This window comes from Rubrivivax albus, assembly GCF_004016515.1.
Classification (GTDB): Bacteria; Pseudomonadota; Gammaproteobacteria; order Burkholderiales; family Burkholderiaceae_C; genus Rubrivivax; species Rubrivivax albus.
The window spans coordinates 163,439-181,277 of record NZ_SACT01000003.1 but is presented as its reverse complement, the minus strand read 5'-3'; the positions used below and the strand labels follow the sequence as shown (position 1 = coordinate 181,277).

Annotated in this window: 18 protein-coding genes and 1 pseudogene; 11 read left to right on the top strand and 8 right to left on the bottom strand. The window is 70.4% G+C overall.

Annotated elements, in window-relative coordinates; genetic code table 11:
• Window positions 1–11: 11 nt before the first annotated feature.
• Entirely contained in the window at window positions 12–782 is a 771-nt protein-coding gene (locus tag ENE75_RS11480) for an acyl-CoA thioesterase (protein ID WP_233259032.1), read from the bottom strand.
• 4 nt (window positions 783–786) lie between these two features.
• On the opposite strand from ENE75_RS11480, the gene ENE75_RS11475 reads away from it, so the two are divergent.
• From ENE75_RS11475 to ENE75_RS11450, 6 genes are all read left to right on the top strand, one after another.
• On the top strand, window positions 787–2,229 hold the full coding sequence (locus tag ENE75_RS11475; RefSeq protein ID WP_233259031.1) for an HD-GYP domain-containing protein: 1,443 nt from the start codon (window positions 787–789) through the stop codon (window positions 2,227–2,229).
• A complete protein-coding gene (locus tag ENE75_RS11470) occupies window positions 2,229–4,334 on the top strand; it encodes a putative bifunctional diguanylate cyclase/phosphodiesterase (protein WP_233259030.1) in 2,106 nt (701 codons plus the stop codon). Before ENE75_RS11475 ends, ENE75_RS11470 begins: the two co-directional genes overlap by 1 nt.
• A 64-nt stretch (window positions 4,335–4,398) precedes the next feature.
• Window positions 4,399–5,658: a class I SAM-dependent methyltransferase gene (locus tag ENE75_RS11465; RefSeq protein WP_128198440.1), complete on the top strand. Its 1,260-nt coding sequence runs from the start codon at window positions 4,399–4,401 to the stop codon at window positions 5,656–5,658.
• On the top strand, window positions 5,655–5,966 hold the full coding sequence (locus ENE75_RS11460) for a DUF1840 family protein (RefSeq protein WP_128198439.1): 312 nt from the start codon (window positions 5,655–5,657) through the stop codon (window positions 5,964–5,966). The genes ENE75_RS11465 and ENE75_RS11460 overlap by 4 nt, the downstream gene beginning before the upstream one ends.
• Window positions 5,967–6,003: 37 nt before the next feature.
• Window positions 6,004–6,639, top strand: a complete 636-nt coding sequence (locus ENE75_RS11455; protein ID WP_128198438.1) for a YbhB/YbcL family Raf kinase inhibitor-like protein — start codon at window positions 6,004–6,006, stop codon at window positions 6,637–6,639.
• On the top strand, window positions 6,636–7,268 hold the full coding sequence (locus tag ENE75_RS11450; protein ID WP_128198437.1) for a histidine phosphatase family protein: 633 nt from the start codon (window positions 6,636–6,638) through the stop codon (window positions 7,266–7,268). Before ENE75_RS11455 ends, ENE75_RS11450 begins: the two co-directional genes overlap by 4 nt.
• A 21-nt stretch (window positions 7,269–7,289) precedes the next feature.
• On the opposite strand, the gene ENE75_RS11445 is transcribed toward ENE75_RS11450, so the two are convergent.
• Genes ENE75_RS11445 through ENE75_RS11420 form a run of 6 tightly spaced genes read right to left on the bottom strand, consistent with a single transcriptional unit; the run spans window position 7,290 to window position 13,592 of the window.
• Complete coding sequence (locus tag ENE75_RS11445) at window positions 7,290–10,625, bottom strand: pilus assembly protein (RefSeq protein ID WP_128198436.1); 3,336 nt, start codon at window positions 10,623–10,625, stop codon at window positions 7,290–7,292.
• Window positions 10,625–11,137 carry a hypothetical protein gene (locus ENE75_RS11440; protein WP_233259055.1) on the bottom strand — a complete coding sequence of 171 codons (513 nt, stop codon included), beginning with the start codon at window positions 11,135–11,137 and terminating at the stop codon, window positions 10,625–10,627. The genes ENE75_RS11445 and ENE75_RS11440 overlap by 1 nt, the downstream gene beginning before the upstream one ends.
• Before the next feature lie 56 nt (window positions 11,138–11,193).
• On the bottom strand, window positions 11,194–12,258 hold the full coding sequence (locus ENE75_RS11435; protein ID WP_128198434.1) for a PilW family protein: 1,065 nt from the start codon (window positions 12,256–12,258) through the stop codon (window positions 11,194–11,196).
• Entirely contained in the window at window positions 12,245–12,691 is a 447-nt protein-coding gene (locus ENE75_RS11430) for a pilus assembly protein PilV (protein WP_128198433.1), read from the bottom strand. Before ENE75_RS11430 ends, ENE75_RS11435 begins: the two co-directional genes overlap by 14 nt.
• On the bottom strand, window positions 12,688–13,188 hold the full coding sequence (locus ENE75_RS11425; protein ID WP_128198432.1) for a GspH/FimT family pseudopilin: 501 nt from the start codon (window positions 13,186–13,188) through the stop codon (window positions 12,688–12,690). Before ENE75_RS11425 ends, ENE75_RS11430 begins: the two co-directional genes overlap by 4 nt.
• Entirely contained in the window at window positions 13,176–13,592 is a 417-nt protein-coding gene (locus tag ENE75_RS11420) for a type IV pilin protein (protein ID WP_128198431.1), read from the bottom strand. Before ENE75_RS11420 ends, ENE75_RS11425 begins: the two co-directional genes overlap by 13 nt.
• A gap of 213 nt (window positions 13,593–13,805) precedes the next feature.
• On the opposite strand from ENE75_RS11420, the pseudogene ENE75_RS11415 reads away from it, so the two are divergent.
• Window positions 13,806–14,852: pseudogene (locus ENE75_RS11415) on the top strand (sterol desaturase family protein); the annotation flags it as partial.
• A gap of 59 nt (window positions 14,853–14,911) precedes the next feature.
• Here the strand turns inward: ENE75_RS11415 and ruvB are convergent.
• The gene (gene ruvB, locus ENE75_RS11410) at window positions 14,912–15,976 is read right to left on the bottom strand and encodes a Holliday junction branch migration DNA helicase RuvB (protein ID WP_128198429.1); all 1,065 of its coding nucleotides are present in this window, start codon (window positions 15,974–15,976) and stop codon (window positions 14,912–14,914) included.
• A 97-nt stretch (window positions 15,977–16,073) separates the two neighbouring features.
• Here ruvB and ENE75_RS11405 point away from each other — a divergent pair, with 97 nt between their 5' ends.
• From ENE75_RS11405 to ENE75_RS11390, 4 genes are all read left to right on the top strand, one after another.
• Window positions 16,074–16,445, top strand: coding sequence for a DUF2946 domain-containing protein (locus ENE75_RS11405; RefSeq protein WP_158288921.1), 372 nt, complete (start codon window positions 16,074–16,076; stop codon window positions 16,443–16,445).
• 97 nt (window positions 16,446–16,542) lie between these two features.
• Entirely contained in the window at window positions 16,543–16,755 is a 213-nt protein-coding gene (locus ENE75_RS11400; RefSeq protein WP_128198427.1) for a hypothetical protein, read from the top strand.
• A 176-nt stretch (window positions 16,756–16,931) separates the two neighbouring features.
• Window positions 16,932–17,207: a hypothetical protein gene (locus ENE75_RS11395; protein ID WP_128198426.1), complete on the top strand. Its 276-nt coding sequence runs from the start codon at window positions 16,932–16,934 to the stop codon at window positions 17,205–17,207.
• Window positions 17,204–17,815 carry an SCO family protein gene (locus tag ENE75_RS11390; RefSeq protein ID WP_128198425.1) on the top strand — a complete coding sequence of 204 codons (612 nt, stop codon included), beginning with the start codon at window positions 17,204–17,206 and terminating at the stop codon, window positions 17,813–17,815. Before ENE75_RS11395 ends, ENE75_RS11390 begins: the two co-directional genes overlap by 4 nt.
• Window positions 17,816–17,839: the final 24 nt, after the last annotated feature.

Genomic DNA, 17,839 nt, shown 5'->3' with positions numbered 1-17,839 from the left:
GTCGCAGCCTTTCAGTCGCGGTAGTAGACCATCTGGTGCGCGCTGGCCAGCAGGTGGCCGTCGTGCGACCACAGGGTGGCGCTCTGGTCGTGGTAGCCGTCGCGGAACACCTGGGCGCGTGCGGTGCCGAGCAGATGGCGGTCGCCCTGCGCCGCCAGCATCGCCGCGTCGGCATGGAAGTACGTGCTCAGCGTGATGGTGCCGATGGGCGCAACACGCCGGCGGCGCACGAACACGCGAGGGAAGAAGCTGTCGGCCAACGCGGCCAGCGCCACGAAGTCCAGCGGGCGGGGAGGTGCGTCGCGCACCCACAGGCGGCTTTCCGAATGCGCCTGCTCGTGGCCGTCGAGGCCGAAGGCCTCCTCGCCCGGCGCAAAGCGCATGTCATAGCAACGCACCCAGGCGGGCCGGCCTTCGCTTGGCGCCATCGGCAGCGCGTCCGGGGCCGGCATGCCGGCGGGTGGCCGTGACTCGGGGGCGCCCCAGGTCGGCCGACGCTGAGCGAACACGGCCGATGCACTGGCGCAAGGCACGCCGTCCTGCGTCAGCATCAGTGACCAGTGTTGTGTGGACCGGTTGGTGCGCAGCGGCCGAGCCTCGACCTCGAAGGCGCCGTCGGCCACCGGCCCGGCAAAGTTCACGGTCAGTGCGATCGGGTCGCCGGCGCGCTGCGGATGCTGCAGGGCCGCGTGGAGCAGCACGGCACAGGTGATGCCGCCGAAGGGCCCCACCATGTTGGCGTAGGCGGCTTGGGTCGTCCCCTGCCAGCGGTGATCAGCCATCGGAGTGATCCTGGTGGCCTGGTCGAGGGGGTGGTCCATGTGCTGCGGGCTGTCCGGTGAAGTCGGCGTGCACCACTGTACTGTGCGGAATGCACGTTCAACGGGCGCCAGGTTTAAGTGCAGGGCCGGTCGTGCCGAAGAGGAGACGTCAGGCGGTGACAAGACCGCCGCTCCCGTTCGATCCATGACGTCCACTGTTCCTGTCGAAGACCTCCGCGTCGGCATGTACATCCACCTTGATCTGGGGTGGATGCAGCATCCGTTCGCGATGTCGTCGTTCCGGATCCAGTCGGAGGAGCAGATCGCCATCGTCCGCGGCCTCGGTCTCAGCCGCCTGCGCTGGGACCCCGAGGCCAGCCTGCCGCCGGACTCGGTCAAGGACGCCGAGGTCGACGACGATGCCGTCGTCACCGCCGCGCAGGCGAGCCTGGATCCCGCCGCTGTTCAGGCCGAGGCGCGTCGCGCACGACTTGCCGCACACCGTCAGCAGACTGCACAGCTGGACCGCGAATGCAGCGAAGCCGGCCGGGCGCTGCGCGAGGCCAGCCGTCGCGCCCTTCAGGACCCCGAGGCGGCCCGTGAAGATGCTCAGGCCCTCTCACGCAAGCTGCTCGACCGCTTGGCGGTGCAGGGCGAGGTCTGCATCCGGCTGGTCAACAGCCAGGCGGGCGACCGCGCGTCGGCGCACGGGCTCAACGTGGCAGTCGTGTCGCTGCTGCTGGGGCGCAGCCTGGGCCTGGATGACGACGCGATGTCGACCCTGGGACTGGGTGCGATGCTGCACGACATCGGCAAGCTGGAACTGCCCGACCGCCTTCGTCATCTCGACGAGGGGTTCAACACCGCGCAGGTCAACGCCTACCGCGAGCATGTGGCCCATGGCGTGACCATCGGGCGCCGCATGGGCTTGTCCACGGCAGTGCTGGCCGTCATCGGTCAGCACCATGAACTGGCCGACGGCAGCGGTTTCCCACTGCGTCTGCAGGCCGAGCCCACCACGCAGGCGGCACGGATCGTCGCCATCGCCGATCAGTACGACAAGCTCTGCAACCCGGCCGTGCTGACGCGCGCGCTGACACCGCACGAGGCGGTGTCCATGCTGTTCACCCAACACCGTCAGCGGCTCGATGCGGCCTTGCTGGGCAGCTTCATCCGCATGATGGGCGTCTACCCAGCAGGCTCCGTGGTGCAGCTGACCGACGACCGCTACGCCATGGTCGTTGCCGTGAACTCGTCGCGGCCGCTCAAGCCCAGGGTGCTGGTGCACGATACCGGCGTGCCGCGTGACGAAGCCCTGCTGCTCGACCTCGAGCGCGAAGACGGCCTGGGCATCCGTCGCAGCCTTTCCGTGGCGCGGCTGCCGGACGCTGCACGTGCCTACCTTGCACCGCCGGCCCAACTGCACTATTTCTTCGAACCGGCACCTCAAGAAGCGGAGGTCTGCTGATGGGTCAGGTGCAGAACCTCCCATTGCAGGCCGGGGCGATGCCCTCCGACGCGTCGACGTGGCAGCAACTGCTTCAGGCGCTGCCGGATGCTGCCTGGGTGGTGGCCCTGCCGTCGCTGCGGCTGCTCGGCGCCAATGCGGCGGCGGGACGCCTGTTCGGCCTGGATCAGTCACAGCTGCTTGGCATCCGGGCCGACCACCTGCTGGCCACGCCCGAGGACATGGTCTGGTGGGATCTGGCGCGGACCGATCTGGCCGCTGCCGGGCCGCTCGATTCCGAAGCGCTGCTGCAGGCTGCCGACGGCCGGAGCTTGGTGCTGCACCGCACCGTGCATCCGCTGTCGAGGGAGGCCACCGGCCCATGCATCGTCATCGCCCGCGACCTGACCGGCGAGCGCGAAGCCCTGGCGGCACAGGAGGACCTGGCCGCGGAACTGCAGGCCACGCTGGAGGCCACGGCCGACGGCATCCTGGTCACCGACCTGAGCGGCGGCATCCGCACCTTCAACCGCCGCTTCGCGCAGATCTGGGGCATGCCCGAGGCATTGCTCGAGGCCCGGCGAGACGAGGCCGTGCAGGCATGGATGCGTCGTGTGGTGGAGGGCCCCGAGGCCTACGAGCGCCGCTTGCAGGCTCTGCAGGACTCCACGCTGCTGGCCTGCACCGACCGTCTGACGTTGCTTTCGGGTCAGGTGCTCGAACGCGTGGTGCGCCCGTTGTGGAGCCGTGGCAGACCGCTCGGGCGCGTATGGTCGTTTCGGGACTTGAGCGAGCGTGTGGCTGCCGACGAGCGGTTGGACGTGCTCGCGCGCACCGACGCCCTCACTGGCCTGGCCAATCGTCGCCAGCTGGCCGAGCAGGTGGCGGCCACCGCGCTGGCGATGCGCCACGACGGCGACGCCTTTGCGCTGCTGGTGTTCGACCTCGATCGTTTCCGCCATGTCAACGACAGCCTGGGACACGAGATCGGTGACCGCGCACTGTGCGAGGTGGCCGTGCGACTGCAACGCGTGATGCGCGCGGGCGATGTCGTCGCGCGCATCGGCGGCGACCAGTTCGCGACGCTGCTGCGCCACGCCGACGCGCCGGCGGCCGAAGCCGCAGCGAACCGCGTGCTGGCCGCGATGGCCGAGCCCTGGCAATTCGAAGGCATGGCCTTCACGCTGACCTGCAGCGTGGGCATCGCGCTGGCGCCGGGCCACGGCCGCAACGCCGACGAACTGCTGCGCCACGCCGAGAGCGCGATGCGCGGTGCCAAGGCCAGCGGCAGCAACGGCCTGCGCTTCCACCAGCAGCATGCCGAAGGCGACCTGCGCAGCCACATGCGGCTGGACCATGCCATGCGCCAGGCGCTGGCGAGCCAGCGCTTCCGTCTCCACTACCAGCCGCAGGTCGACCTGGCCACCGGCGAGGTGGTGGGCGCCGAGGCGCTGATCCGTTGGCGCGACCCGGCGCTCGGCGAGGTGCCGCCCGGTCGCTTCATCCCGGTGGCCGAGGACACGGGTTTCATCATCGCGATCGGCGACTGGGTGCTCGAGCAGGCCGCGCGCCAGACTGCTGCGTGGGTGGCCGAGGGGCGCGCGCTGACGGTGGCTGTCAACGTGTCGGCGCTGCAGTTCCACCAGGCGGACTTCGTCGAGCGTGTGGCCAGTGTGCTGGACCAGCACGCCCTGCCGCCCCAGCTGCTGGAACTCGAACTCACCGAGTCCATCCTGGTGCGCGATGCCGACGAGGCGCTGGAGCGCCTGCGCGCGTTGGCCAACCTGGGCGTCCGGCTCTCGATCGACGATTTCGGCACCGGTTACTCCAGTCTCGGCCGGCTCAAGACCTGCCCGATCCACCGGCTCAAGATCGACCGCAGCTTCATCCGCGGGCTGCCCGACGATGCGCGCGACGCCGCCCTGGTGCGGGCCATCGTGCAGATGGGGCAGGCGCTGGGCCTCAACGTGGTCGCCGAAGGCGTGGAGACCGAGCCGCAGCGCCGCTTCCTGCACGAGGCCGGCTGCCACGACTTCCAGGGCTTCCTCTTCGCGCCGGGCATGGACGCCGTGAGCTTCAGCCGCCGGTTTCCTGCCGCCAAGGCCGACGCGCCCACCGTGCCCTGATCCGGCGCTGCCACGGCGCCACGGCTTGACCCTGCGCCGCGACGCTCCGTACAGTGGGCGCGCCATGCTGGAATCGCTCGTGCTCGACCGCGTGCAGACCCGGCTCGACGGCCTGGCCGCGCAGCGGGTGCCGGCGCTGGCCGTCGTGCTGCCGGGCGGTCGGCGGATCGGGCCTGCCGATGCACCGGTGTGCCTGACGCTGCGCTCGCTGACGCCGCTGGCCTGGCTGGCCGCCGGGCAGGTGGGGCGCGTGGCCGAGGCGCATGTGCGTGGCCGGCTGGACATCGCAGGCCGCATGCGGGACGTGGTCGAGGTGGCGTTTGCCCTCGTGCGCGAGGACCCCACCGCGGCTGCGCCGCTGGCACGTTGGGCGGAGATGCTGCGCCACGGTCGCTCGCTCGTCCGCCACCGGGTGCCTGCCGACGCACGGCAGGTGCAGCAGCACTACGACGTGTCCGACGCGTTCTATGCGCTGTGGCTGGACCCGCGGCGGATCTACTCCTGCGCCTACTGGCGCGACCCCGCGATGTCGCTGGCGCAGGCGCAGGAGGCCAAGCTCGAGCACATCTGCCGCAAGCTGCGGCTGACCCCCGGCGAACGCTTCCTCGACATCGGCGCCGGCTGGGGCGGGTTGTTGTTGTGGGCGGCCGAACACCACGGCGTGCACGGCAGCGGCATCACGCTGTCGCGCCACCAGCATGCCCACGTGAACCGCCTGATCGAGGCCCGGGGCCTGGGCGGGCGCGTGCAGATGCGGTTGCTGGACTACCGGCAGCTGCCGGAGGACGAACCTTTCGACAAGATTGCCTCGGTGGGCATGTTCGAACATGTCGGGCGCGCCAACCTGCCGCGCTACTTCGCCAAGATCCGCCGCCTGCTCAAGCCCGGCGGCCTTCTGCTGAACCATGGCATCACCGCCGGCGGCACGCGCAATGCCCAGCTCGGCGCCGGCATCGGCGACTTCATCGAGCGCTACATCTTCCCCGGCGGCGAACTGCTGCATGTCTCGCACGTGCTGCGGGTGATGGCCGAAGCCGGGCTCGAAGGCCTGGACACCGAGAACCTGCGGCCGCACTACGCGCGCACCTTGTGGGCCTGGTCCGATGCGCTGGAAGCCCGGCTGGACGAGGCCGCCCGCGTCAGCGGCGAGGCCACCGTGCGTGCCTACCGGCTGTACCTGGCGGGCAGCGCCGCGGCCTTCGAGCGCGGCTGGATGGCGCTGCACCAGACCCTGGCCGCTCACCCGACCGGCGATCCGGCCGACGGGCCGATGCGTGGCGCACAATCGGCCTATCCTTTCAACCGCGACTACATGAGCCGATGATCTACCGCTTCCGCAGTCCGGCGGCTGGCGACGTGGTGATGCTGGGCGCCAGCGGAGACGAACTGCTGCGCATCCTGGGCCGCGAGCCGGCGGCGCAGGGCATCATCGAGCCGCCCGCGATGCCCGCGGCGATCGCCGCCTTGCAGGCGGCGGTTGCCGCCGCCGAGGCGCCGGCCGACACCGAGGACCACGAAGCCGACGGCAGTGAACGCCAACGTGGCGTCAGCCTGCGCCAGCGCGTCTGGCCGATGATGGAAATGCTCAAGCGTGCACACGCCGAGGACGCCCCCGTGGTCTGGGGCGTCTGAGAAACCAGCGGCGGTGCCGATCACCCGAGGAGGAGCGATGGAACTGTGGAGCGAGAGCTGGACCAACGGGGACCGCATCCCCGAGCGGTTCGCGGCCGGGCGCCTGCTGCCCGACGGCGGCGTGGGGTTCTCCGACAACCTGAACCCGCACCTGGCCTGGCGCGACCTCCCCGAGGGCGCTCAGTCCATGGTGCTGATCTGCCATGACTTCGACGTGCCCAGCCGCGCCGACGACGTCAACCAGCCCGACCGTGAGGTGCCGGTGGACCTGCCGCGCGTGGACTTCTTCCACTGGGTGCTGATCGATCTGCCGCCGCGGCCGACGGTCATCGCCGAGGGCGAGTTCAGCCGCGGCTTCACGCCACGTGGCAAGCCGGGGCCGGGGGCCATCAACGGCGCGCGCCAGGGCCTCAACGATTACACCGGCTGGTTCGCGAGCGACCCCGAGCGGGCCGGGCAGTACTTCGGCTACGACGGCCCCTTCCCGCCCTTCAACGACTCGCTGGTGCACCACTACGTGTTCACGCTGTACGCGGTGGCCGATGCCCGGCTGCCGGTAGAGGGCGTGTTCACCGGGCACGACGTGCGCGCCGCGCTGGCCGGGCGCGTGCTCGGTGCGGCCACGTTCTCCGGCACCTACACGCTCAACCGCCGGCTCGTGTCGGCGCCGTGAGCGCCGACGCGCCCCAGGCCACCCAGGTGCTGCTGGTCCGCCACGGCGAGACCGACTGGAACACCCAGACCCGGCTGCAGGGCCACACCGACATCCCGCTCAATGCCCGCGGCCGCGCACAGGTGCAGCGGCTCGGCGAGGCGATGCAAGGCCAGCAGCTGGACGCCGTCTACAGCAGCGACCTGCAGCGTGCGCTGAACACGGCCCGCGCTATCGCCGAGGCCACTGGTGCGCCACTGGTGGCGGAGCCCGCACTGCGCGAACGCCGATTCGGCTGCTTCGAGGGCCTGACCTACGCCGAGGTCGAGGCGCGCTGGCCCGACGATGCCCGCCGCTGGCGGCTGCGCGAGCCCGGCTTCGGTCCCACGGGTGGCGAGACGCTGCTGGACTTCCATGCCCGCTGCCTGGCCGTGGCCGAGGCGCTGGTGGCGCGCCATGCCGGCGGCCACATCGCCCTGGTGGCGCACGGCGGCGTGCTCGACAGCCTGTACCGCGCCGCCACCCGCATCCCGCTGGACGCGCCGCGCAGCTGGCGCATGGCCAACGCCAGCCTCAACCGGCTGCTGCATGGCAGCAGCGGCTTCATGCTCGTGGGCTGGGACGATCACGCCCACCTGCAGGGCCTGTGACCCTGCAGGGGGCCGCAGGCGTCACTGCCGGCGGATTTCCCGCCAGGCGTTCTTGGCCGGTGCGATAGACCCGTTCTTGACGATCTCGCGTTCCCAGGGCTTGCCGTCGGCGTCCTGACCGGAACCGATGATCTTGCCGTTGTTCGTGGCCAGCGCCGTGACGCCCGACGAGTTGGCCACCGACGAGATCTCCGACGAGACGAAGTCCGTGCCTTCGAAAGCACCGCCGGTCTTCACATCCAGCACATAGAGGCGCGAGCTTGCAGAGCAGTCGGTGCCGCCGTTCTTGTTGGTGACGAAGGCTACGGCACCGTAGGCGATGGTCGGCGCGGTGTTCGCCTGTTCCCCGGCGGGCAGGTCCACAAACCAGCCGCGGTCGCTGCTCCAGTCCACCTCGTCGCCGGACATCGTGTCCGTGGCGGGGTTGTAGGTCTGGGGCACGAGGCTGCTGCGCACGTTGGCGATCGTCGTGCCGTCGGTGATCACATACAGGCTCTGCGTGCGCGTGCTGCCGAAGTCGCCGATGTCGAGGATGCGCCCTGTGCCGACGATGACGACCCGCTTGCCGTCGATCTTGGTCAGCTCCGGCGCAGCCGTCACGGGCTGCGCCACGTTGCTGCTGTCCTTGAGCGTGGCCAGTTTGTGCGGGGCGCCCTTGTCCTTGAGGTCGAAACGCCAGACGTTGCCCAGCAGGTCGCCGCCAAAGACATAGCGCGCCGTGCCGTCGGACTCGGCAAAGGCGGACACCTGGGCCAGCCCGGACTCGGCCCCGAGCGTACCCACCCCGGTGTCGAACTCGTGGATCACGGCGCCGGTGCTGGCATTGAGCATCCACAGGCGCCCATGGCCGTCGGCCGTGTTGTTGTAGCCGGAGGTCACCAGCACCACGTAGCCGTCGCCCGAGGTCTTGACGATGCGCGGGCGGCCCAGCGACTGCCCGACCTTGGCCGCGGTGGCCGCGTCGCCGGCGGCCGGGAACTGCCACTTGTAGTTGGCGGCCAGGTCTGATTCGGTCAGGCCGCGCGGGCTGGTCACGTCCAGCGCGTAGAAGCCGCGCCCGGCGGCGCCCATGCCGGCCACCAGCAGCGTGCCGCCGGCGTAGGTGCCGAGCGTCGGCGAGCCGTCGAGCTGCGTGCGGAAGACGTAGCTGCGCTGCACGGTCTCGCCAATGTTGGGCAGCACGGCCGGGGGCACGAAAGCCCAGAGCTCGCTGCCCGCAGTGCCGACGGCGGTGTCGATCGCGTGCAGCATGCCTTCGCCGGACTGCACGTAGATCACGTTGGCGGTGCGCTGCACGGCAGGTTCGGAGTTGATCACCGCGCCGATCAGCGACTGACGGTTGCGGAACAGCGTGCCCTCGTGCGTGCGATCACCACGCAGGTACTCGATCACCTGGCCGCTGTCGCCATGGACGCCGCCGGGATTGACCGTGGCGCCGACACCAGCAGCCGTGAAGGCGCTGCTGCCGCTGGCGATCACGCGTGTGGTCCAGTCCCTTGCCAAGAGCGTGGCACCGGCGGACCAGAGGGTGGTGTCGGGGTCGACCTCGCCGGTGGCCGCGTCGATCGGGTGGGCGGTGATGTCGCCCTGCCAACCCGAGGGGTTGTAGGTGCCGAAGTAGGCGCGGTTGTCGCCACGTGACAGGTTCACGGTGCTCACCGCGACGCCGCCCTGCGCCCCGCGCTGGCTGACGATGTCATTGAGCACGGCGCGGATGCCGGCGGTCGTCTCGGCCGGGTTGGTGGCCAGGAACATCAGGCCACGGCCATTGATCGTGGCATGCCATTGATCGTCGATCAGCGACGGGTCGTCGGCCACCGGGGTGGTCCACGTCGGCGCGGTCTCGAAGGGATCGACATCGGTAGGCCAGAGCGAACCACGCACACCTAGCGAGATCGCGTAGGTGTTGATGTGCAGGTCGGTGTTCCGGTCGGCGTTGGGTTCGGTCGATGAACTCGGAGGCACCTTGCCGGCGGCGAGGTCGGTGCGCAGGCGGTTGGTGTAGTAGCGCAGCGCAAGATCGGCCAGCGTGCCGTTGGCCGTCGTCTGGTACGGCGCGCCGTCACCCCAGGTGGCGGCAGACTTGCCGGCGTCCCAACTCGGCGGCGTGATCGACGTGGTGTTGGAGAAGCCGTCGGTCACGATGAACATGCTGTTGCGCTGGCAGGCGTACTGCACGATGGACGTGTTCTCGTTGAACTGCTTAGCGATGTGATTGACGGTGGCGTGCGTCGGCGTGCCCTCGGCGAACAAGGCGTTCTTGTAGAAGTCGCCGGCCACGCGGCGACCATTGAGGTTCGCGTTCGGGTTGTCGCTGTCGTACATCGTCACCGTCGGCGTCGCCGCACCCTCGTCGGTGAACTTCATCAGGCCCACGCGCAGGCCGGTCAGGTCCTCCAGCACCGCGCCCATCGAGCCTGCAAGCATCAGCTTGCGCTTGCGGTAGTAGCTGAACCAGTTGGCAAAGTTCTGCAGTTCCGCCGCATGGCTGCGCCCGGACGGGAAGCTGTTCCCGTTCCTGATCTCGTAGCGCCGGAGCTTGGTTGCGCCGTCGGGGCCGAGCACGCAGTCGGCGCCGATCGTGCAGTCCTCGGCATGCCAGAACGTGGCGGGGTAATGGGGCACGGATGCCCAGCACGCAAAGCCGGGTTGCACCGTCACGCTGGTGGTGAGCGTTCGCTCAGTGCCACCTGAGCAGATGCCGCTGGAGGTTGAACTCGCGCGAACCCGCGTTCCCGAAGGCAGCACCATGCCGGCCTGCACGTAGTAGCGGTAGCCGTTGCTCGTCCAGTTGCCGTCCGACGAGTTCCAGTCGTCACCGACGTTCAGTGTCGGACCGGTGCTGTAGGCCGGGTGCGAAAGGGTCGCGGACGTGGAGGCGTTGCCGTAGTTGCGCACCGCGCCATCATGGTAGGCCGGCGCCCAGGGGTCGTAGGTGACGCTGGTGTCGTAGTACAGCGGGTTGAAGGTGGTCGACCGCAGCCAGGCGAACTGGTTGGTCGGTGGCAGCGCAAGACCGTTGGGGCTGTTGTGGGCGTAGATCTGGCCGCCGGTGTCCGTGCCCACCGGCATCAGGTAGGCATAGCCCCAGTAGCTGGGGTGCTTGGTGCGCCGGGGCTTGCCGGTGCCAGAGTCCCAGCCGTCGTCGCCATCCCACCAGAACAGGCCGGAACTGGTGTCGAGCAGGAACTCCCAGTCCATGGAGCCGGAGTCGTCCATGCCGAAGATCACGTTCGGGCGGGCGAGCACGGACGACTTCAACGGCAGCTCGGCGACGTCGGTGGCCTGGGCCGCCGGGCCGCTGAGCAGGGCGCCGAGCGCCAGCAGGCAGGCGGCAGCCTGGTGGGTGGTCTTCATCATTGACCTCTCGTGATCAGGGACTGAACCCAGGTCTGGGTGTCCTTGGGCCCGGTGACGCGGACCGTCACACGGAACTGGCGGGAGTTGGGTGGATCCAGCGCCTCCTTGTCGAAGATCTGGCTCTCCACGTCCTGCGGCTCCTGCTTGACCAGGCACTGGCGCAGCGGTTGCGTCACCGGCATCGCGCCTTCGCACATGCGCTCGGCCACGTAGGCGACCGTGTACGGGCCTACGGCGATCGTGGGCGCGGCGTCGAAGTTGAGCTGCGGGATCCCGTTGGCGTCGGCGTCCTGGATCGTGGGCCAGTACCAGCCGGCTTGTGCCGCCTCCTCGTTGCCGATGTCCTCGCGGATGCGCTCGAACACGGTGTTCAGGCCGACCTCCGACGCCTGAACAGCCGCCTCGCGGAAGGCGGTGTTGCCGCTGGCCAATGTGCCGACCTCGGTCAGCCGCGCCAGCGCCATGCCGCCGAGCAGCATGACCGACAGCAGCACTAGCACCACCAGCATGGTCACGCCGCGCTGCTGACCGCGCGGGCGCCGTGAAAGCCTGTTGCACACGTTCATCACCTCAGCCCCAGGACCAGGTTGCGCAGCGGCACGACGACGGTGGAGACGCGGTAGCGCCAGCACTGCCAGTCGTCGACATCGGGTTCGACCTCGACGCCGAACAACTGTGGCTTGTCGAGGCTGGCCTCGCAGTCGCCGTCGGCGTTGGGCCGCTCGCGCTGCGGGCTGCGGGTGACCACACCCATGCGGATGGCGCGCACCCGGGGCAGGGTGGTGGCGTCGAGTGCCGCGAAGTCGTCATCGGCATCGACCCACTGCTCCAGCGTGGTGCTGCCGGCAGCTGCGGCGGCGACGCCGTACTGCGCACGCAACGCGATCACGTTGCGGGTGAGCACCACGCTGTCGCCGGTCAGCGGCCGATCCAGCACCAGCGTGTTGCCTTCACGGCGGTAGCGGTTCCAGCTGAGCGCACCGATCAGCGTGGCACGGTCGCGCTCGGCGAAAGTCGGCGCCGCGGTGAACGCGCCCTGGTTGTGGACGCCGTCCGCGGCGAATGTCAGGACCTGAGGCGTGGTGTCGGTGCTGGCGGTGATGCCTGTGATGCTGCGAACCAGGCAGGGGTTGCCCGGGGTGGCTGGTGCCAGCAGCACAGCCTGGCCGACGCCGGCCGGCAGCAACGACAGCACCTCGGCCGACGTGCCGTCCGAGGCCGAGGCCAGCAGCACGTTGGCGCCTGATTCGATGCGGTTGCCGTACAGGATGTCGATGGTGTCGCCGTCATCGTCGGCGGTGATGCGCACCGGCGTGAACACGGCGCTGTCGCTGTGCAGCGTGGGGCCCAGGCTCAGCGCCAGCCGGTTGCACAGGTAGCGTGCGTCACCGAAGAAACCCAGACCGGCGAGTGCGGCATCGTTCTTCAGCGCGGCCAGCGCGGTGGCTGCGCCGATGCCGCTGCCGCCGACACCAATGCCCTGGCGCTGCGATGCCGTGAACATCATGGCGCTCCCGGCCGCGGCGATGCTGACGAGCATCCCCACCACCAGGCCCACCATCAGCTCGACAACGGACAGGCCCCGCTGGCGGCGGTGCAACGTCGGATGGCGGGGGCTATTCGCGGACATCGGTGGTCGCCTCCAGCGTGCGGGTGTCGCCCGAGTCCTTGCCGGTCCAGGTGATGGTCACGGTGAACTGACCGTCGGCCAGTGCCGAGGTGGCTTCGACGTCACCCGGCAGGGCGCCGGCCACGCGGGTCTCCCAGTCTTCGGCGCGTTCGCGGGCTGCCACGCTGGCGCAGTCGCCGGCATCGGGCAGCGTGTAGCAGCCGGCATTGCCCACGTCCACGAGCACGGTGCTCAGCAGTTCGTCGCCGAGTTGGGCCGCGGTGAGCCGGGTCTGGCTTTCGGTGGTCTGCCGCACCAGGCTGGTCTGCATACGCGTCATGCCCAGCAGGCCAAAGGCCAGCAGGGCCAGTGCGATCAGGGCGTCGATCAGGCCCATGCCGCGCGCATGGCGACGTCGCGGCGCCCGTGTTGGCGTGGGGGGATGCCAGGTCATTCGCAACTCCCGGTGTGGTCGGCGCACAGCCGCACGCTGCCGCCGCCGTCCACGCGCAGCCCTGGGCAGCGGATGTCCGACGAGCAGCTCAGGCTCGGGTGGGCAAAGTCCACGTCGGCGGTGGCAAAGCCCACCGGACGGCCTTCGCCGCCAAAGTCCAGCGTGAAGGCCTCGGCGGTGATGCCGTGGGTCAATGGCGTGGTCTTCAGCGTCTGCGGATCGTCGGGGTCCGTGCGGTCGCTGACGGTGATGGTGCTGTCGGCCACCGCCACCCGCACCACGGTGTTGCGCTTGATCGCCTCGCTCTGCGCGTACAGCGTCTGCGCGTACAGGTTGTTGCCGTTCTCACGCAGGCGCGAGTTGGCCAGGTACTCGGTGAACGACGGTGCCGCGGCCACCGCCAGCATCGCGGCAATGCCCAGCGCCACCATCAGCTCCACCAGGGTCAGGCCGCGCGCGGTGCGGGACGTCGGGAGCAGGGGCCTCAGGTGTCGCATGTGCTGCCCTTCATGCTCCAGCAACTCGTGGCTGGCACGCCCTTGGGATGCGCCGTCGTGGCACGCACGCCGAGGTGGTTGATGGTGTAGGTGTAGCCGCTGACGGGCCCGCTGCCGGTGGCAGTGGCGGTGTAGCTCTGGCCGTCGGCGTCCGCCTCGCAGGCGATGCCGAAGTCGCCGGCGTCGCCCAGCGTGTCGGGGCAGGTATAGGTGCCTGTGTCCTGGAAGCGCTGCTCCATGCGCGTGGCCAGGGCGCTGAGCGCATCCAGTGCGGGGGGGACGCGCGAGCGCTGGATGTACGCGGTGTAGGCCGGCAGCGCGATCGCCGACAGGATGGCGACAATGGCCACCGTGATCATCACTTCGATCAACGTGAAGCCGCGGGTGTGGCGGGGCGTGGTCATGGCATCGGTTCCGGTCGGTCTTCGGGCAACGCGGCAGCGGGCTGCTCCCGGGGGGCAGCCTTTGCCGGCTCATGGCCGTGTTTATCGACGGCTTGAACTGGGTCTTGAGGCAGAAAGTGCGGCAGATTCCCGCGCAAACGTAACGGTCGGCAACCTGGCCTGCCCGGGAAGGCCCGGCTTGGCGGCGCAGCACCGGCGCGGCACGATGAGCGTATGACCGACGCGCAGATCATCGTTCTCGCGACTCCCGTCTTTCTGGCGCTGATTGCGCTGGAATTCACGGTCGGCCGCCTGCGCGGGCGCGACACCTACCGGCTCGCCGATGCGCTGTCCAGCATCGGCTTGGGCATCATGAGCCAGCTCACCAACGTGTTCGGCAAGCTGGTGGCCGGTGCCGTGTACGTGCTGGCCTACGAGGCGCTGGCACCGTGGCAGTTGCCGGCCAGCGAGCCCTGGGTTTGGGTGGCCGGCCTGCTGCTGTACGACCTCTGCTACTACTGGCTGCACCGCGGCGGCCACCGCGTGGCCGTGCTGTGGGCGGCCCATGCGGTGCACCACCAGAGCGAGGACTACAACCTCAGCACCGCGCTGCGCCAGACCAGCAGCGGCTTCCTCTTCGGCTGGCTGTTCTACCTGCCGATGGCGCTGCTGGGCTTCCCGCCGCTGGTCTTCGGCGTGGTCGCGCTGATCGACCTGCTCTACCAGTACTGGGTGCACACGCAGCAGATCGGCCGCCTGGGCTGGTTCGACCGCTGGTTCTGCAGTCCGAGCAACCACCGCGTGCACCACGCCGTGAACGACCGCTACGTGGACCGCAACTACGGCGGCATCCTGATCCTCTGGGACCGCCTGTTCGGCAGCTTCGAGGAGGAGCGCGCCGACGAGCCCTGCGTCTACGGCACGCGCAGCCCGCTGCGCAGCTGGAACCCGCTGTGGGCCAACCTGCAGGTCTATGCCGACCTGGTGCACGACAGCTGGCACGCCCGCTCCTGGGCCGACAAGCTGCGCGTGTGGTTCAAGCCTCCCGGCTGGCGGCCGGCCGATGTGGCGGCGCGTTTCCCGAAGCCGGCCTTCGACCTGGCGGCCGTGCGGCGCTGGGAGCCGGCGCTGTCGCCCGCGGCGGCGTGGGGGGCCACCCTGCTGTTCGCGGCCCTGCTGGGCGCCACCGCGGTTTTCCTGTGGCACGCGCACCTGCTGAGCTGGCCGCAGAAGCTGGCGTCGATGGCGGGCATCCTGGCCGGGCTGTGGGCGGTGGGCGCGATCTGCACGCCGCGGCAGACTGCCTCGGCCGGATCAGAACAACTTGCCTGAACCGAGCCCTAGAACAGGCCGCCGCCGGCGGCGGCCTGGGGTGGCGCCACGCCCAGATGGCGGAAGGCCGCCAGCGTCGCCGTGCGGCCGCGCGGCGTGCGCTGCAGGAAGCCCTGCTGGATCAGGTAGGGTTCGATCACGTCCTCGATCGTGCCCGACTCCTCGCCGATGGCCGCGGCCAGGTTCTCCAGCCCCACCGGGCCGCCGTCGAAGCGGTGCACCACGGCTTCGAGCAGCTTGCGGTCCATCACGTCGAAGCCCAGCGGATCCACGTCGAGCAGCGCCAGCGCCTTGTCGGCGATGGGCGCGTCGATGTGGCCGGTGCCCTTGACCTGCGCGTAGTCGCGCACGCGGCGCAGCAGCCGGTTGGCGATGCGCGGCGTGCCGCGGCTGCGGCGGGCGATCTCGGCTGCGCCGCCGTCGTCGATGGGCACGTCGAGCAGCGCGGCGCTCCGGCCGACGATGCGTGCCAGTTCTTCAGCGGTGTAGAACTCCAGCCGCGCGACGATGCCGAAGCGGTCGCGCAGCGGATTGGTCAGCATTCCGGCGCGGGTAGTGGCGCCGACCAGCGTGAACGGCTGCAGGTCGAGCTTGATCGAGCGTGCGGCCGGCCCGTCGCCGATCATGATGTCGATCTGGTAATCCTCCAGCGCCGGGTACAGGATCTCCTCGACCACCGGGCTCAGGCGGTGGATCTCGTCGATGAAGAGCACGTCGTGCTTTTCCAGGCTGGTGAGGATGGCGGCCAGGTCCTTGGGCTTCTCCAGCACCGGGCCCGAGGTCTGGCGCAGGTTCACGCCCAGTTCGGCGGCGATGATGTGGCTCAGCGTGGTCTTGCCCAGGCCCGGCGGGCCGAACAGCAGCACGTGGTCCAGCGCTTCGGCGCGGTGGCGCGCGGCGCCGACGAAGATCTCCAGCTGTTCGCGCGCCTTGGCCTGGCCCACGTATTCCTGCAGCCGCTTGGGCCGCAGCGCTCGCTCCAGGGCCTCCTCGTTGGGCGACGCCGGCGCGGCGCTGACCACGCGCGGACGCCGGAAGTCGTCGCCCTGGAGATCGTCGGTCTGTACGGCCATACAGGCATTATCGCCGCCATGTGCTGCGTCAGCCCCGCTTCGGGCGATGCCGCTACACTCGCGCCCCGTGAACGTCCTGCGCCCGCATCTGCGCCCCGTGACCTGGCTCGCCCTGGTCGCGGTGCTGGCATTGGCGTTGATGCCCACGCTGTCGCATGCGCTGGCGTTCGCGCGGGGCGACGCGGTGGCCTGGACAGAGGTCTGCACGCCGCAAGGCATCAAGGTGGTGGCGCTGGACAGCGCCGACACCGATGCGCCGGCGACCCCGGTGTCCACCGGCCAGCACCTGGAACACTGCCCCTTCTGCAAGCTCGGCAGCGACGACGCGCTGCCTCTGCCGCCGGCCCTGCCGGCGATGGCCGATCCGCTGCCGCCCGGCCCCTTCCTGCCGCCGCTGTTCCTGCAGGCGCCGCGCACGCTGCACGCGTGGGCCGCCGCACAGCCGCGCGCCCCGCCCACCGTCTCCTGACCCCGCGCCGCGGGTGAGTCCCGGCTGCCGCGTGCAGCCGTGAGCACCCCTGTGTCATCGCCGGGCCGTACGCGCCCGGCTCGTCAGGAGCCTTCCCATGGATCCCCTCGAACGCGTCATGCGGGTCATGACGCACGTCAACATCGGCGCCGCGCTCGGCTTGGTGGTGTGGCTGGCCTGGTCCGGCGCGCAGGTCGTGACCGGCCAGATCGCGCCGGCGCGGCTGGCGCCACCGGCTTCGGTCTCGCCGGTCGACATGGCGCCGGTCGTCGCACCGGTCTGCCGCTGCGAACGCCGGTGGCAGGCATGAGCCCGCCGGGCCGCCCCAAGGGCGAATGCCGGAGGGCGCAGCCCGAAGGCGCCCCAGTGAGCCCGCCGGGCCGCCCCAAGGGCGAATGCCGGAGGGCGCAGCCCGAAGGCGCCCCAGTGAGCCCGCCGGGCCGCTCCAAGGGCGAATACCGGAGGGCGCAGCCCAACGGTGACCCGGTGAACCGCCGCACCGTCGCCTGGTTCCTGGCCGCGCATGTCGGCGCGGCCAGCGCGTTGCTGGGCATTGCCGCCTCCGTGGGGGGCGGCTGGGCGGGCCCGGTGATGCCGCCGGTGCAGGTGGCGTCGGTCCTGCCGCAGGCCATGCCGGCCGTGGGCCGCACCACGGCGCCGTCAGCTGCCGTCGACCGACGCACCGAGGCGCCGTCCAGCCCCGACCTCCTGCCGCCCTGGCAGGTGGACGCGGACGGCCGCGTGCACTGGCGCAGCGAATGAGCGCACGCCTGCCGACCCGCCGTGCCTGGCTGCAGCGCCTGGTGGTCCTGCCCGTGCTGCCCGCCGGGCTGGCCGCGGGCTGCAGCCCCGCAGCCGGCGGCTTCCTGGCCACCGACCTCACCGGTGCCGAATACGCCCGTGACCTGCGCCTGCAGGACCCGCAGGGGCAGTGGCGCACGCTGTCGGAGTTCAAGGGGCGCGTCGTGCTGCTGTTCTTCGGCTTCACGCAGTGCCCCGATGTCTGCCCCACCGCACTCGCCCGCGCCGCCGAGGTGATGCACCTGCTCGGCGACGACGCCGCACGGCTGCAGGTGATCTTCGTCAGCGTGGACCCGGAACGCGACACGCCCGCGCTGCTGCGCGACTACACGGCGGCCTTCCACCCGAGCTTCCTGGGCTTGAGAGGCAGCCTGGAGGCCACCGCCGCCACGGCGCGTGACTTCAAGGTCTTCTACCGCCAGGTGCCCACCGGCAGCAGCTACACGCTGGACCACACGGCGCTGAGCTACGCCTACGACCCCACCGGCCGCCTGCGGCTGGCCATCCGCCACGAGGCGGCCGCCGCCGACGTGGCCGCCGACCTGCGGCGGCTGCTGCAAGGGGCCTGAGCCCCGAAATCCCCTTTCCGCACC